Genomic DNA, 15,306 nt, shown 5'->3' with positions numbered 1-15,306 from the left:
GTGCGGGGCGGGCCGGGCGGGTCAGCACGTGTGGCGGTCGCGGTGGGGCGAGTAGAGGTGGCTGTCGCGGAACTGCTCGGCGCCCAGGGTCCGGCCGACCATGATGACGGCGGTACGGATCACGCCCGCCGCCTTCACCTGTCCGGCGATGTCGTCGAGGGTGCCGCGCAGGACGATCTCGTCCGGGCGGGAGGCCAGCGCGACGACGGCGGCCGGGCAGTCGGCGCCGTAGTGCGGCAGGAGTTCCGCGACGACGCGGTCCACGTACCGGGCGGCGAGGTGCAGCACGATCAGGGCGCCGCTGCGGCCCAGGGTGTCCAGGTCCTCGCCCGGCGGCATGGCGGTCGCCCGGTGGGCGATCCGGGTGAGGATGACGGTCTGGCCGACGGTCGGCACGGTCAGTTCCCGCTTGAGCGACGCGGCGGCGGCGGCGAACGCGGGTACGCCGGGCACCACGTCGTAGGGCACCCCGGCCTCGTCGAGCCTGCGCATCTGCTCGTTGACCGCGCTGAACACGGCGGGGTCGCCGGAGTGCAGCCGGGCCACGTCGTGACCGGCCTCGTGGGCGGCGAGCAGTTCGGCGGTGATCTGGTCGATGTCGAGCTGCGCCGTGTCCACCAGCCGGGCGTCCGGCGGGCAGGTGTCGAGCAGTTCCCGGGGCACCAGGCTGCCCGCGTACAGGCAGACGGCGCAGGAGGCGAGGAGGCGGGCGCCGCGCACGGTGATCAGGTCGGCCGCGCCGGGGCCGGCGCCGATGAAGTGGACGGTCATCTGTGGGTGTCTCCTGAGTGCGGTGCGGGTTCGGTCGGGGGTTTGCGCACGGACCACTGGGTGACCGGCATGGCCTGGCGCCAGCCGGTGAAGCCGCCGACCGGTACGGCGTGGGCGACGGCGAGCCGGACCAGTTCGCCGCCGTGGCGGCGGTGCGCCTCGGCGAGCAGGGCCTCGGACTCCAGGGTGACGGTGTTGGCGACGAGCCGCCCGCCGGGCCGCAGCGCCTCCCAGCAGGTGTCGAGCAGACCGGGCCCGGTGAGCCCGCCGCCGATGAACACGGCGTCGGGCACGGGCAGTTCGGCCAGTGCGCCGGGGGCGCGGCCGGTGACCACGCGGAGGGCGGGCACGCCGAGGCGGTCGGCGTTGCGGGTGATGCGCGCGGCGCGTTCCGGGTCGCGTTCGACGGTGATCGCGCGGCAGGACGGGTGGCTGCGCATCCATTCGACCGCGATCGATCCGGAGCCGCCGCCGATGTCCCAGAGGAGTTCGCCGGGGGCGGGGGCGAGGACGCCGAGGGTCGCGGCCCGGACGTGCCGTTTGGTGAGCTGTCCGTCGTGCTCGTACGCGTCGTCGGGCAGGCCCGGTACGGCGCCCAGGCGCAGGGCTCCGGGGGCGCGGCGGCAGTCGACGGCCACGATGTTCAGCGGGTCGGACGGGGGGTGCGGCCAGTCGTCGGCGGTGCCCTCCAGGCAGTTCTCGGCGGGCCCGCCGAGCTGTTCGAGCACCCGGAGCCGGCTGGGGCCGAAGCCCTGTTCGCGCAGGAGCCGGGCCACGGCGGCGGGGGCGTCGGCGTCCGCGCCGAGGACCAGGACGCGGCGGCCCTCGTGCAGGTGGGCGGCGAGCCGGGCGGTGGGGCGGCCGACCAGGGTGACGGTCTCGGTGTCCTCGACCGGCCAGCCGATCCGGGCGCAGGCGTAGGAGACGGACGAGGGGTGGGGCAGGACGCGCAGCCGGTCGGCGCCGAGCACCTCGGTGAGGGCCCGGCCGATCCCGTAGAACATGGGGTCGCCGCTGGCCAGGACGGCGATCCGGCTCCCGGCGTGCTCGGCGAGGAGTCCGGGGACGGCGGGGCGCAGCGGCGAGGGCCAGGCGATCCGCCGGCCGGGGCAGGACGGGGGGAGGAGGTCCAGCTGGCGTCCGGCGCCAATAAGGACCTCGGCGCCGGTCAGTGCGGTGCGCGCCGCGTCGGTCAGTCCCGCCCAGCCGTCGGCGCCGATGCCGACGACGGTCACCGGGTCCGGCCGGTCAGCCATGGGACACCTCCTTCAGGTAGGTGGCGAGGGAGGCGACGGCGGCGGGGTTGCGGGGGCTCTCCACGAGGTCGACGTAGTCGAGGACGTGGATGCGGTCGTTCTTGATCGCGGAGACGTTGGCCAGCGGCGGGTAGGACTTCAGGAACGCCTTCTTCTGCTCGGCGCTCCGGTCCCCGTAGTCGTTGATCACGATGACCTCGGGGTCGCGGGCGACGACGGTCTCCCAGCCGACCGTCACCCAGGTGTCCTTCAGGTCCTTCATGACGTGGTCGCCGCCGGCCTTGGTGATGATGTCGTGCGGGCCGGCGAAGACCCCGGCGGTCAGCGGTTTGTCCCGGCCGTCGTCGTAGAGGAAGACCCGGGGGCGGTCGGAGCCCTTGGGCGCCGTGTCGCGTGCCCGGGCCACCTGCTCGCGGAAGCCGGTGACGAGGGCTTCGGCGCGGTCCTCGACGTCGAAGATCCTGCCCAGGTTGCGCAGGTCGGTGTAGAGCGCGTCGAGCGGGGCCATCACCCCGCGCGCGTCGCCCCGGCCGTTGCGGCAGGACTCGCTGAGCAGGTACGAGTCGACGCCCACGCGCCGGAGTTCGGCGGGGGTGAAGCCGCCCTCCTCGCTGAATCCGTAGTTCCATCCCGCGAAGACGAGATCGGCGCGGGCGTCGAGGACGAGCTCCTTGTTGATGGTCTTCTTCGAGAGCCATGCGGTCTTCCCGTACCCGTCCTTCCAGGGTACGGAGGTGAGGTCGCCCTTGTCGTCGGGCATCACGTAGCCGGCCATGTGGTCCGCCAGGCCGAGCGCGAACATGATCTCGGTGATGCCGACGTCGTTGGTGACGACGCGTCGGGGGGCCTTGTCGTAGGTCTTCTTCTCGCCGCAGTTCTCGACGGTCACCGGGTAGTGGCCCGACGCGTCGCTACCGCTCTTCTCCTCCTGGGAGGTGGGCAGTTGGGCGCCGCACCCGGTGAGGACCAGGGCGACGGCGAGGGCGTACGCGGCGGGGCGTGCGGGGCGGGGCATGGCGGTGAGGCGTCCTCAGGAGTCGGTTCGGGCGGGAAGGAGCCGGTCGAAGATCAGTTGCACGGCGCCGGTCTCCGGATGGGCGACGCGGTGGGCGCGTACGCCGAAGACGTCGGCCAGCAGCTCGGGGGTGAGCACGTCGTGGGGGGCTCCGGACGCGACGATCCGGCCCCCGGAGATGACGTGGAGCAGGTCGCAGTGGAGGGCCGCGAGGTTGAGGTCGTGCAGGGAGGTGAGGACGGTGGGGCCGCTGTCGCGGACCAGGGCCAGGACGTCCAGTTGCTGGGCGATGTCGAGGTGGTTGGTCGGTTCGTCGAGCACCAGGAGCCGGGGCCGCTGGGCCAGGGCGCGGGCGATCAGGACCCGTTGCTTCTCGCCGCCGGAGAGGGTGAGGAAGCCCCGGTCGGCGAGGTGGGCGGCACCGACCCCGGCCAGCGCCTCGGCGCAGGCCGTGCGGTCCGCCTCGGTGGCCCGGCCCATCGACGACTGGTGCGGGGTGCGTCCCATGGCCACCACCTCGGCCACCGTGAAGTCGAACTCGGAGACGGCCTCCTGGGGAAGCGCGGCCAGCCGGCGGGCGCTCTCGCGCGGGCTCAGCGCGTACAGGTCCTCGCCGTCGAGCCGTACGGTGCCCGCGGAGGGGCGCAGCGCCCGGTAGACGCAGCGCAGCAGGGTCGACTTGCCGCTGCCGTTGGGGCCGACCAGGCCGACGAGCTGTCCCGCGCCCGCGCCGAGCGTGGCGTCGGCCACCAGCCGCGCGCCGGCGATCTCGACGGTCAGGGATTCGATGTCGATCCGCATCAGGCGCCTCCGAAGGTGTAGGTGCGGCGGCGCATCAGCAGCACGAAGCACGGCACGCCGATGGCCGCGGTCAGTACGCCCACCGGCAGTTCGGCGGGGGCGAGGACCACCCGGGAGAGGATGTCCACCCAGATCATCAGGACGGCGCCGACCAGGGGGGCGACGGCGAGCAGCCGCCGGTGGTCCGCGCCGACGAGCATCCGTACGCCGTGCGGCACCATCAGTCCGACGAAGCCGATCGCGCCGCTCACCGCGACCACCGCTCCGGTGACGGCCGCGCAGACCACGAAGAGTTCCTTGCGCAGCCGCCCGGCGTCGACGCCCAGGGCGGCCGCCGTCTCGTCGCCCATGGCGAGGGCGTTCAGCCGGCGGGCGGACCAGGCGAGATGGGCGATGCCGCAGAGCACGGCTCCGGCGGCGATCGGCACCGAGGCCCAGTTGGCGCCGCCGAGGCTGCCGAGCATCCACATCATGGCGGAGCGGGCGGCCTCGCCGTGTTCGGCCGCGAAGACCATGAAGGTGGTGACGGCGGAGAAGCCGTAGTACATCGCGGTACCGGTGAGGACGAGCCGCAGCGGGGTGAGGCCGCGCGCGGTGCGGGCGATGGCGTACACCAGCACCATGGCGAGGAGCGCGGCGAGGAACGACGCCGTGGACAGCGCCCAGATGCCCAGGGCGCCGAAGGCCCCGAAGATGAGGACGGCGTTGGCGCCGACGGCCGCGCCCGAGGAGATACCGAGGACGAACGGGTCGGCGAGCGCGTTGCGGACCATGGCCTGCACGGCGATGCCGATGGCGGAGAGCCCGGCGCCGACGACGGCGGCCAGTACGGCGCGCGGGAAGCGCAGCTCCCAGACGATGGTGTACGCCGCGACCTCGTCGGGCGCTATTCGGCCGCCGGTCAGCCCGGCCCACAGGTGGCGCAGCACCTCGCCCCAGGAGAGCCCGGACGCCCCGATGCCCGCCCCGCAGACCAGCGAGAGCAGCAGCGCCACGACGAGGACGGGCACGAGGAGCGCGGGTGACATCCGGCGTGGTGGAGCGGGGCCGGAGGCGGCGCGGGCCGCGCGGGACGGCACAGCGGGCCGTCGGTCGAGGGGGGTGGCCACGGGCGGTTCGCTTTCGCCTCGGGCCGTGCATCTACGTCATCAACGGAGCGGCCCGGACGCGGCGCGCCCGGTGCAGCACCCATCGCAGTCCACGGCGAATTGACAGGAGCCTTCACCGCCACGGGTGATCGGGCTCACGGGGCCCTTTCGGGCACCGTCTACCGTTGCGGGTCAGCGCCGGACTTCGACCGGACTTCCCCCGTGGGGCAGATGCAGCTTAACGCGAACGGTTTGGCGGGTTTCCACCCCGTCCTGGTCCGGGCGGGGCCGCCCTGTTCCTCCGGTGCGGCCGGCGGAGCCGTGGGCGCATCCCCCGAACGGCCGACACGGAGGTCGTCCCGACGGCCGCGCATCACCGACCGGTCCGGCTACCGCCGGGCCCGAACGCGCGCCGAGCATGGGGGGGGCGGGCCCGTACCGTCCGGGCGCCGTCCACGGATTCGCCCGGCTGCTGGGCGGCTGACCCGCCCTCAGGAGCGGCCGCGACGGGCTGCGGCGGCCCGGCGGCCCGAGATCAGGTGCCGGCCGGCCAGCTCCACCACGGTCTCGGCGTCCCGGTCGGCGATCGCCGCGTAGAGGTCCTCGTGCTCCCGCGCGACGCCCTCCAGGTCGTCGTGCTGCCCCAGCAGCCAGCGCATCCTGCTGCGCAGGGTGGCCTGGAGCTCGTTCAGCAGCTCGTTGTCGGCCAGGGCGGTGACCGTCTCGTGGAAGTCGGCGGCGGCCCGGCGGGCGGCCACGGCGTCGCCCCTGGCCGCCGCGCCCAGCTCGGCGTCCAGGTCCGCGCGGAGCTTTTCGAGCCCCGCGCGGGTGCGCCGCTGGGCGGCCAGCCGGAAGGTCAGGGCCTCCAGCGCCGCGCGCACCTCGTCGAGGTCGTCCACGTCCGCCGGGGTGAATTCCCGTACGACGGCCCAGGTCCGGGGCCTGGGGGTGACCAGGCCCTCGGTGACCAGCGCCTTCAGGGCCTCGCGGACGGGCAGTCTGCTCACCCCGAGCTCCGCGGCGAGTTCGCGCTCGACGAGTTTGCTGCCCGGCTCGCGCACACCGTCGATGATCTCGTCACGCAGCTGGCGCGTGACCCGTTCCGACTCGGGCTCGAAGTCCCCAGACCCTGTCATGTGCCCGATTCTCTCATCACCCGGTGCCCGCTCCGGGCAGGCCGTTCCCCGGTGCGGGCCCACCGGGCGGGGCGTAGCCGCGGGTACGGACCAGATCGTGGACGAGCCGGGTGAAGGCGCGGGCGGCGGCGCTCTCGTAGCCGCTCTCCCGGCGCAGCAGGGTCGCGACCCGGGTGGGCAGCGGGGGGTCGACGGGGACGTGACCGAGGTGCGGGTCGTCGTCCGTGACCGCCAGGGGCAGCACGGTGGCGAGGGGGCCGATGCGCCGGACGATCTCGGTGAGGGCCTGGATGGTGTTGGCCTCCACGGCGATCGGGGGGGCGATCCGGTGCCGGGCGAAGTAGTCGTCGACGTGGACGCGTGTGACGAAGTCGCCTCTGAGCAGGGCGAGTTGCTGACCGGCGAGTTCCCGTACCGGCAGGGGACGCTCGTCCCCGGCCCGGTGCGCACCGGTGACCAGGCCGAGGGGTTCGGTGAACAGCGCGGTCGATGCGATGCCCTGGAGGTGGGTTCCCTCGAAGGCGATGCCGAGGTCGAGTTCGTCGGCCAGCAGGCCCGCCTCCATGCGGTCCTGGGGCATCTCCCGGAGGTCCAGGGTGATGCCGGGATGGTGCGCGTGCAGCGCCGCCACGAGCGGGCCGACGAGATAGGCGGTGAAGGTCGGGGTGAGCGCCAGCCGCAGGTGCCCCCGGGCGAGATCGGCGACGTCGAGGACGGCGCGCTCGGCGGCGGCCAGCTCCCGCAGCGCGCGCCGCGCGTAGTGCACGTAGGCGGCGCCCGCGTCGGTGGTACGGACCCCCCGGCCGCTCCGGTCGAGCAGCCGGGCGCCGACGACCCGTTCCAACTGCTTGATCTGCTGCGACAACGTGGGCTGCGAGATGCGCAGCTCCTCGGCGGCGCGCGTGAAGTTGCCGTGCTCGGCGACCGCGATCAGATAGCGGAGGTGACGTAGTTCCGGACCCATGAACGCATTATAGAACCGACCTATAAGGATCATGGATATCAAGTCTTGGACTCTATAGGCCCAGGTCATGCATGGTGGTTCTCGTCAGCCCCTCGGGGCGGCCCCCATCGAAAGGAGTGACCGATGCAGGACCTCACGGACGGCGTCGCACGATTCCGCCGCGACGTCTTCCCCGAGAAGGCGGGGCTCTTCGCCCATCTGGCCACGACCCACCGCCCGAAGACGCTGTTCATCGGCTGCTCCGACGCCCGGGTGGTCCCGGAGCTGATCACCCAGAGTGATCCGGGTGAGCTGTTCGTGATCCGTACGGCGGGCAATCTCGTCCCGGCGTACGGGTCGGGCCGCGACGGCATCGCGGCGAGCGTCGAGTACGCCGTCGCCGTGCTCGGCGTGACCGACATCGTCGTCTGCGGCCACTCCGCCTGCGGGGCGATGACCGCCCTGGCGGAGGGGCACGACCTCGGTTCCGCCCCGGTCGTGGCCGACTGGCTGCACCACGCGGACGCCGCCCTGGCCCGTACCGCCGCCGGTCCGGCCGTGACCGGCCCGGAGCGGGTCGACGCCCTGGTGCGCGCCAACGTGGCCGCGCAGCTGCAGAACCTGAGCACCCACCCCTCCGTGGCCCGCGCCCTGGCCGAGGGCTCGGTCACCCTGCACGGCTGGGTGTTCGACATCGCCACGGGCACCGTCGAGCCGGCCGGGACCGCCCTGGCCGCCGCCTGACCACCCACACCCCCAACCGAACCACCGGCCCCGCCCGGGACCGGCCCCCGAAAGGAACCCTCGTGCCGCACGCGCAGTTCGACCCCACCGCCCGCCAGACCCTCGCCATCGCCGCCGTCGAGGCCAAGACCCGCAAGGACCTCACCTGGGAGCAGATCGCCGACGCCGCCGGGCTGTCGGTCGCCTTCGTCACCGCCGCGGTCCTCGGCCAGCACGCCCTGCCGGAGGACGCCGCCCGCGCCGTCGCCGAGCTGCTCGGCCTCGACGAGGACGCGGTGCTGCTGCTCCAGACCATCCCGACCCGCGGATCGATCCCCGGCGGCATCCCCACCGACCCGACCATCTACCGCTTCTACGAGATGCTCCAGGTCTACGGGACCACCCTGAAGGCCCTGGTCCACGAGCAGTTCGGCGACGGCATCATCAGCGCCATCAACTTCAAGCTCGACGTGAAGAAGGTCGCCGACCCCGAGGGCGGCGAGCGCGCCGTCATCACCCTGGACGGCAAGTACCTCCCCACCAAGCCCTTCTGACCCGCCCCTCCCCCCACCGCCGTACGCAACACGACACGGCGGGCCGGAAGACGCCCCCCACGGCGGACTCCGGCCCGCCGTGTTCCCGCATTCCGCTCAGGGCCTGGATCGCCGCGCAAATGGGATACGGAACACTCCGTCGCTCCCCGCACCGCTGGCCCCGGTCTCAGAGCAGTCCCCGGCGGGCGGCGATCACCCCGGCCTGGAAGCGGTTGGCGGCACCGAGCAGTTCGTGCAGCCGGCTGATCCGGCGGCGCATGGTCCGTACCGACCAGCCGAGCTGGCGGGCTATCGCCTCGTCCTTGAGCCCGCTGACCAGCAGGATGAGGACGAGCCGGTCCTCCTCGCCGAGCGGGTCCTCGGCGGGGGCCTCCAGTGGCAGCGCCTGCTTCCAGCACAGCTCCCAGTAGTGGGTGAGCGCGTCGAGCAGGGTGGACGGACGGATCACCGCGGCGCGTACGTCGTGGAGGTCGAGGGAGAGCGGCATCAGCGCGAGCTTCCGGTCGGCGATGGCGAGCTTGATCCCGAGGCCGGGCAGGACCCTGGCCTGCTCCCCGTGGCGGACCAGCTCGCGGATGTCGTCGAGGACGCCGGGCCACTCCAGCGCCTCGGGGGCGTAGACCGCGCGGTAGCGGACGCCCCGGCCCAGCGCCGTCGCCTCCACCGGATTGGAGGTGGTCAGGGCGTACGGCGGCCGGTCCAGGGTCATCACGTCCTCGCGGGCCTCCTGCTGGAGGCGGACGAACCAGCGGCCGAGGGCCTCGCTCCCGGTGGTGATCTCCACCTCGTCCTCGCCGCCCGCCCCGGCGCACGCCGCGGCGAACAGCCGGGACAGCTCCCCCGCCGCCGACCGGACCTTCTCCAGCTCCTTGCTCCTGGCCCGCACCAGCGCCTCGACGGCGGCCTCCGGCTCGATCGCCGCGTACCGGCGGCGGGCACCGGCGAGCCGGCCGACGAGCCCGTGGTCGCGGAGCCGGTCCAACGCTCGGGCGACGCGCTCGGCCGAACATCCGAGGTCTGCGGCGAGTTCGGCGGGCGCGGCGGTCCGCCGGGCGAGCACATGACGGTAGACGCTCTCGTCGAACGGATCGATGCCCGCGGCGGTGAGCTGTGAAGACTCGGGATTCATGGGGGGATCGTGGCCCAGTTGTGCCACCTGCAGCAATGGGCCACGGGGATCCGTTGTGCGACAAGTGCCGCGACCAGTAGGACCTTTACGCATGGCAATCAAGTCACGAAGACCACGTCACGCGGCACTCGCCGTCGTCGTGCTCGCCGGTGTCCTGGCGGCGACGCCGGGCGCCGCCGACGCGTCCACCACCCCCGACCCGCCGCGCCGGGTGCTCGTCGAACTCTCCGGCAGCCCCGCCGTGACCGCCGCGCCCGGCGGTTCGCTGCTCGCCGCCGGGGCTGCCCGCGACGTCGGCGCCGCGCGCCGCGCCCTCGCCGCACGGCAGGAGACGTTCCTCGGCTCGGCCCGGGATGCCGGGCTGCACCCCTCGGCCACCCGTAAACTCGGCCTGCTCGTCGACGCCGTGGCGATGACGGTGCCCGCCTCCGAGGTGGGCCGGCTCTCCTCGCTGCCGGGGGTCGCCGCCGTCCACCCCGACACCCGGATGCTGACGAAGACCGACGCGAGCGTGCCGCTCACCGGCGCCCCCGAGGTCTGGCGGCGCGAGGACCGCGCCGGGGCCCGGGTCACCGGCACCGGGACCACCGTGGCGATCCTGGACAGCGGCGTGGACTACACCCACCCCGACCTGGGCGGCGGTATCGGCAAGGGGCACAAGGTCGTCGGCGGGTACGACTTCGCCAACGGCGACGACGACCCGATGGACGACAACGGCCACGGCACCCATGTCGCGGGCATCGTCGCGGGCCGGGCCGCCGGCAAGGAAGGCGTCACCGGCATGGCGCCCGGCGCGAACCTGCTGGCGTACAAGGTGATGGGCGCCGACGGCTCCGGCTACACCTCGGACATCATCGCCGGGATCGAGGCGGCCGCCGACCCGGCCAATCCGCACCGCGCCGACGTGATCAACATGAGCCTCGGCGGCCCCGGCGACGGCACCGACCCGCTGGGCCGCGCGGCGACCGCCGCCGTGGCCGCCGGTGTGGTCGTGGTGGCCGCGGCGGGCAACGAGGGACCGGGCACCGGCACGGTCAGCACCCCCGGCATCGCCGAGGGGGTGCTCTCGGTGGGCGCCTCGACCAGCGGTCTGCGGCTGCCGAGCGCCTATCTGGCGGGCAAGGAGCCCGAGTTGATCCAGACCTACCGGGGCATCCTGTCCGCGAACCCGCCCGAACGGCCGGTCACGGCACCGCTCGTCGACCTCGGCAGGGGCACCGCGGAGGACTGGGAGCGGGCCGGTGACGTCCGCGGGAAGATCGTCCGCGTCGAGATGCTCATCGCCTCCGAGACCCGGGACGTGAGGGCCGACGCGCTGGAGTGGGCCCAGGAGGCCGAGAGGCGCGGCGCGCTCGCCGTGCTCGGCGGGCTGCCCACCTCCGACGGCCCGGTGTTCCTGGCCGGGGAGCCGGGAGCGGCCCGTCCGCCGGTGGCGGACCCCGGACCGGGCATCGTCCAGGTGCCTTCGTCGTCCGCGCGGATCGACGCCTCCGGCGACTCGCTGCGCATGGACCACCTGGTGGTCATGGGCATCGACCCGACCCAGTACACCGAGCTGAGCGCCCGGCTCGCCGCCGGAAAGGTGTCGGTGACCCTGCGCGGCACCGACACGACCGACAAGATCGCCTCGTTCTCCTCACGCGGCCCCACCCCGTCCTTCGGCCTCAAGCCCGACCTGGTCGCACCGGGCGTGGAGATCCGCTCCACCATCCCCTCCTCCCTGTACGGGCCCGGCCGGTACCGCATGTCCGGTACGTCGATGGCGGCCCCGCACGTCGCCGGGGCCGCCGCCCTGCTGCGCCAGCTGCACCCCGGCCGGACGCCCGCCGGGATCAAGGCCGAACTCATGGGCACCGCGCAGCCGTTGACCGGCAGCGGGCCCACCACGCACGGCGCGGGCCGGCTCGACGTGGCCGCGGCCGCCGCCACCGCCCTCGCCGCCTCTCCCCCGTCGGTGTCGTTCGGCCTCGCCGACCTGTCGGGCAACCGGGTCGGCGGCACCACGAAGGTGACACTGCGCAACACCGGCGACCGCGCCCTGTCGGCCGCCCTGAGCACCGACGGCCCGGCCACCGTCTCGCCGAAGCGGATCACGGTACCGGCCGGACGCACGGCGACCGTCACGCTCTCGCTGCGCACCGCCCGGCCCGGGACCGACACCGAGATCGCCGGCCGGCTCACGGCGACCCCCGACCGCGGCCCCTCGATCGGGGTGCCGTACCTGCTGGTGGTGCGGCACCTCGCCGTCCAGGCGGCCCCCGACCCCAGCGACGGCCGCACCACCGTGCACATCGCCCCGCCGACCCCGCTCGTCGCCCCGCCGACCGTCACCGTCACCCCGCCCCGAGGCCGGTCCGTCGAGGTGCCCGCCACCCTCGACACCCGGACCGGCTACTACCGGGCCCCGGCCGCCGGCGCCGACCCCGGCGTCTACCGGGTCTCGGTCCGCGGCACCGCCCACGGCGGCCGGCTGCTCACCGGAACCGGTTTCTTCGAGGTGACCCCGGTCGACAGCCGCGCGGGCCGCTGGCAGCCCGCCGGGCCCAACAGCGAGGCGGGCTGGGTCGCGCTCTCGCCGGACCGGCCGCAGCAGGCCGTCCTCACCCAGTACCAGCAGGCGGCCCCCTGGCTCACCACCGACCGCGGTGCCTCCTGGCGCCGTCTGGGCCGCCTCCCCGTCCCGGAGGGCACCGGACCGCTCGTGGTCGACGCGAAGAACGCCGACCGCTGGTGGTACGCGGTGAACAGCGTCCACGACGGCAGCAGGCAGGGCACCGTCCTGCGCACCGACGACAACGGACGCACCTGGCGCACGCTCGACGTCCCCGACACCCGGTTCGTGGCGCTCACCGCCGACGAGCGGACCCGCACCCTGGTCGCGGTCACCTCGGACGCGCTTCTGGTCAGCACGGACGCGGGCGACCACTGGACGACGTACCCGACTGGTGTACCCGGCCAGGTCAGGACCGCCGTCCTCACCGGGGACACCCTCTACCTGTCGACGTTGCACGGCATCTGGTCCCGGTCGGGCATCGGCGCGGGCGAGCCCGGCGAGGCGCGCCGGATCCTCGACCCGGACGGCGCGACCGTCGGCTCGATGGCCGCCGACGCCTCGGTCGTGGCGGCGTACGTCCCAGGCCGGGGCGTGGTCGGCTCCCACGACGCCGGGAAGACGTGGGCCACCCTGTTGCCCCTGGTAGAGCGCGGCGTCACTCTGCTGGCCTCGGGCGGTGACCTGTACCTGACCACGACGCTCGGCACCGGCCGGCTCAGCCGCGACGGCGGGAGGACCTGGACCGAGGTGCCCCAGCCGACCCCGGCGGCGCTGCCGCTGGACTACGACCGGTGGGCCGACGGGTCCGTGACCGTCGCCAGCGAGCAGGACGGCCTCTACCAGGGCTCCGCCCACGGCACCGGGCTCCGGCGGATCGGCGTCCAGGGACTGACCGTCAACGACCTCGCGGTCAGCGACGGCCATCTGCTCGCCGCCACCGACAGCTCGGTCTACCGCACCGCGCTTCCCGTCCAGGGCCCGGAGTGGGGCCGGTCGGGCGGCGAGGGAAGGAGAGGGGTCGCCGTCCCGCAGCTCGCCGTGTCGGCGAAGGACCCGAAGGTGGTCTGGCGGGTCCGGCGCACCGCGTCGGGGACGTTCGACGTCGAACGCAGCGGTGACGCCGGTGCCACCTGGCACCGGCGGGGCACCTCCTCCGAGGTCCCGACGTCCCTGCTGGTCCACCCCGCCGACCCGGACCGGGTGCTGGTCGGCTTCCAGAGCCTGCTCGGCAAGGGGTTGTTCGCCACCGGTGACGCCGGGGCCACGTGGAAGAACCTGTACCACGGCCGTTCCTTCACCACCCTCGTGGGCGACCCGGCCGATCCGCGGCGCCTGTGGCTCGGCAGCCGCGACGGTCTGTACCGGTCGGACGACGGCGGGGTGACCGTCACCAGGGTGGCGGACGGCCCGGTGACGGCGATCGGACTGGACGGGCGGCGCCTGGTCGTCGGCGGCGAGGACGTCCGGGTCAGCACGGACGGCGGCCGCACCTTCCGCACCTCGGGGACGGGCCCGCTCGCGGTCCACGTCTCCGACCTGCTCCGGGTGAAGGGCACCTGGTACGCGGCCACCACCGCCTCCCGGGCCAGCGGCCTCCCGCAGGGCGGGCGCGGCGTGCTGCGCAGCACCGACGGCGGCCGCAGCTGGCAGAACATCTCGTCCGGTCTGCAGAACACCGACACCACGAAGCTGGCCGCCACCCCCGACGGCTCCACGCTCTTCGTCGGCACCGTCGACGGCGGCGTCCACCGCCTCGCGCTGCGTCGCTGATCCACCGGCCCCGCGGGGGCGCCGGGACGGGACCGCACCGTCCGGGCACCCCCGCGGGCGCTGACGCCGGAGCCCGGCACCGAGCCCGCCCCGCTCCAGGCCCGTCTGGTGGCGGTCACCCTGGCCGACCGGGCGGGGGCGGCGATGGCCGGACGACCGGCACGGAGACGCACGGCTGACGGGGCGGGGCGGGCGGCTCACGGCCCGACGTCGCGGCCGACGAGGTCGGCGAGGGACTCCCGGCGGACCAGCAGCCGGGCGCGGCCGTCCGCCACGGCGGCCACCGGCGGGCGGCCCACCAGGTTGTAACCGGACGCCATGGAGAGGTGGTAGGCACCCGCGACCGGTACGGCGATCAGGTCCCCGGGGCGGACGTCACCGGGCAGGTCCACGTCGGCGGCGAGTACGTCGCCCGCCTCGCAGTGGCGTCCGACGACGGTCGCCGTGCGGGGCTCCGCCGTGCTCCGCCGCCCGACGAGCCGGGGTGCGTACCGCGCCCCGTAGAGCGCGGGCCGGGGGTTGTCGCTCATCCCGCCGTCCACTGCCACGAAGACCCGGGTACCGGTCCGCTTCACCGCGAGGACCCGGTAGAGCGCCACGCCCGCGGGCCCGACCAGCGCCCGGCCCGGCTCGACGGCGAGGCGGGGCACGGGGAGGCCGGCCCCGGCGCAGCTCTCGGCCAGTTCCCCGCGGAGGAGGGCGCCGAGGGCGGGGAGGTCGAGCGCGGTCTCCCCCGGCCGGTGGGCGACCCCGTGCCCGCCGCCGAGGTCCAGCTCCGGCAGGGCGGTGCCGTGCCGGTCGCGGATCCGGGCGAGCAGCGCGACGACCGTGCGCAGGGCGGCGGTGTAGGGCTCGGGCGTGGTGATCTGCGAGCCGATGTGGCAGTGCAGCCCGACGAGTTCGAGTCCGGGCTGGTCGAGGATCCGGGCGACGGCGCGCTCCGCGCCGCCGTCGGTGACCGACAGCCCGAACTTCTGGTCGTCCGTGCCGGTGCGGATCGCCGCGTGACCGCCCGCGCTGACGCCGGGGACCACCCGGACCAGTACCTTCTGGCGGGTGCCCGCCGGTACGAGCGCGGCGATCCGGGCGATCTCCCAGGTGCTGTCGATGACGATCCGGCCGACGCCCAGGCGCAGCGCGGCCTCCAGGTCCTGCGGGCTCTTGGCGTTGCCGTGCAGCACGATCCGTCCGGGCGGGAAGCCCGCGGTGACTGCGTACTCCAGCTCGCCCGCGGAGCAGACGTCGAGGCCGAGCCCCTCCTCGCGCACCCAGTGCAGCAGGGCGCGGCAGAGGAACGCCTTGGCCGCGTAGAGGACGTCGGTGTCCGGGAAGGAGCGCAGGTAGGTGCGGCAGCGCTCGCGCACCTCGTGCTCGTCGAGGAGGTAGAGCGGGGTGCCGAACCGTTCGGCCGCCTCGGTGAGCGGGACGCCGCCCAGCGCGACGTCCCCGCCGGGAAGGTGGCGTGCCGAGGCGGGCCAGACGGACAGACCGGCGGGGGCGGCGGGCGGCGCGGCCGTGTCCGGGCCCTCGGGAGCTGCGGTGGTCATGGTGGTCTCCCTCGGCCGG

The 15,306-nt window shown here is 74.5% G+C and carries 12 protein-coding genes and 1 riboswitch; of the genes, 3 read left to right on the top strand and 9 right to left on the bottom strand.

Going from position 1 to position 15,306, the window contains the following annotated elements:
* Positions 1–21 precede the first annotated feature (21 nt).
* The 7 genes from cobM to cynR all read right to left on the bottom strand — a co-directional run bounded on the left by cobM (position 22) and on the right by cynR (position 7,031).
* Complete coding sequence (gene cobM, locus ACF08W_RS02400; RefSeq protein ID WP_352276507.1) at positions 22–771, bottom strand: precorrin-4 C(11)-methyltransferase; 750 nt, start codon at positions 769–771, stop codon at positions 22–24.
* Positions 768–2,027, bottom strand: coding sequence for a precorrin-6y C5,15-methyltransferase (decarboxylating) subunit CbiE (gene cbiE / locus ACF08W_RS02395; protein WP_392278111.1), 1,260 nt, complete (start codon positions 2,025–2,027; stop codon positions 768–770). The genes cobM and cbiE overlap by 4 nt, the downstream gene beginning before the upstream one ends.
* Positions 2,020–3,042: an ABC transporter substrate-binding protein gene (locus ACF08W_RS02390; protein ID WP_392278110.1), complete on the bottom strand. Its 1,023-nt coding sequence runs from the start codon at positions 3,040–3,042 to the stop codon at positions 2,020–2,022. The genes cbiE and ACF08W_RS02390 overlap by 8 nt, the downstream gene beginning before the upstream one ends.
* Positions 3,043–3,057: 15 nt before the next feature.
* Entirely contained in the window at positions 3,058–3,843 is a 786-nt protein-coding gene (locus ACF08W_RS02385; protein ID WP_385215868.1) for an ABC transporter ATP-binding protein, read from the bottom strand.
* Entirely contained in the window at positions 3,843–4,952 is a 1,110-nt protein-coding gene (locus tag ACF08W_RS02380) for a FecCD family ABC transporter permease (protein WP_392278109.1), read from the bottom strand. The genes ACF08W_RS02385 and ACF08W_RS02380 overlap by 1 nt, the downstream gene beginning before the upstream one ends.
* A 101-nt stretch (positions 4,953–5,053) precedes the next feature.
* Positions 5,054–5,199: riboswitch (cobalamin riboswitch) on the bottom strand.
* A 223-nt stretch (positions 5,200–5,422) separates the two neighbouring features.
* Positions 5,423–6,067: a GntR family transcriptional regulator gene (locus ACF08W_RS02375; protein WP_352276498.1), complete on the bottom strand. Its 645-nt coding sequence runs from the start codon at positions 6,065–6,067 to the stop codon at positions 5,423–5,425.
* A gap of 16 nt (positions 6,068–6,083) precedes the next feature.
* Positions 6,084–7,031, bottom strand: coding sequence for a transcriptional regulator CynR (gene cynR / locus ACF08W_RS02370; protein WP_392278108.1), 948 nt, complete (start codon positions 7,029–7,031; stop codon positions 6,084–6,086).
* A gap of 123 nt (positions 7,032–7,154) precedes the next feature.
* Between cynR and ACF08W_RS02365 the strand changes: the two genes are divergently transcribed.
* Both ACF08W_RS02365 and cynS read left to right on the top strand, forming a co-directional pair.
* The gene (locus ACF08W_RS02365) at positions 7,155–7,754 is read left to right on the top strand and encodes a carbonic anhydrase (protein WP_352276494.1); all 600 of its coding nucleotides are present in this window, start codon (positions 7,155–7,157) and stop codon (positions 7,752–7,754) included.
* 62 nt (positions 7,755–7,816) lie between these two features.
* Positions 7,817–8,287 carry a cyanase gene (gene cynS / locus ACF08W_RS02360; RefSeq protein WP_352276492.1) on the top strand — a complete coding sequence of 157 codons (471 nt, stop codon included), beginning with the start codon at positions 7,817–7,819 and terminating at the stop codon, positions 8,285–8,287.
* Between the two features lie 166 nt (positions 8,288–8,453).
* Here the strand turns inward: cynS and ACF08W_RS02355 are convergent, their stop codons facing one another.
* Positions 8,454–9,416: a helix-turn-helix domain-containing protein gene (locus ACF08W_RS02355; protein ID WP_392278107.1), complete on the bottom strand. Its 963-nt coding sequence runs from the start codon at positions 9,414–9,416 to the stop codon at positions 8,454–8,456.
* Between the two features lie 91 nt (positions 9,417–9,507).
* Here ACF08W_RS02355 and ACF08W_RS02350 point away from each other — a divergent pair, with 91 nt between their 5' ends.
* A complete protein-coding gene (locus ACF08W_RS02350; protein ID WP_392278106.1) occupies positions 9,508–13,740 on the top strand; it encodes a S8 family serine peptidase in 4,233 nt (1,410 codons plus the stop codon).
* A 197-nt stretch (positions 13,741–13,937) separates the two neighbouring features.
* On the opposite strand, the gene lysA is transcribed toward ACF08W_RS02350, so the two are convergent.
* Positions 13,938–15,287, bottom strand: a complete 1,350-nt coding sequence (lysA, locus tag ACF08W_RS02345) for a diaminopimelate decarboxylase (RefSeq protein ID WP_392278105.1) — start codon at positions 15,285–15,287, stop codon at positions 13,938–13,940.
* Positions 15,288–15,306 lie beyond the last annotated feature (19 nt).

Source organism: Streptomyces sp. NPDC015144, from assembly GCF_043079735.1.
Classification (GTDB): domain Bacteria; phylum Actinomycetota; class Actinomycetes; order Streptomycetales; family Streptomycetaceae; genus Streptomyces.
This window is presented reverse-complemented; position numbering and strand designations above follow the sequence as displayed.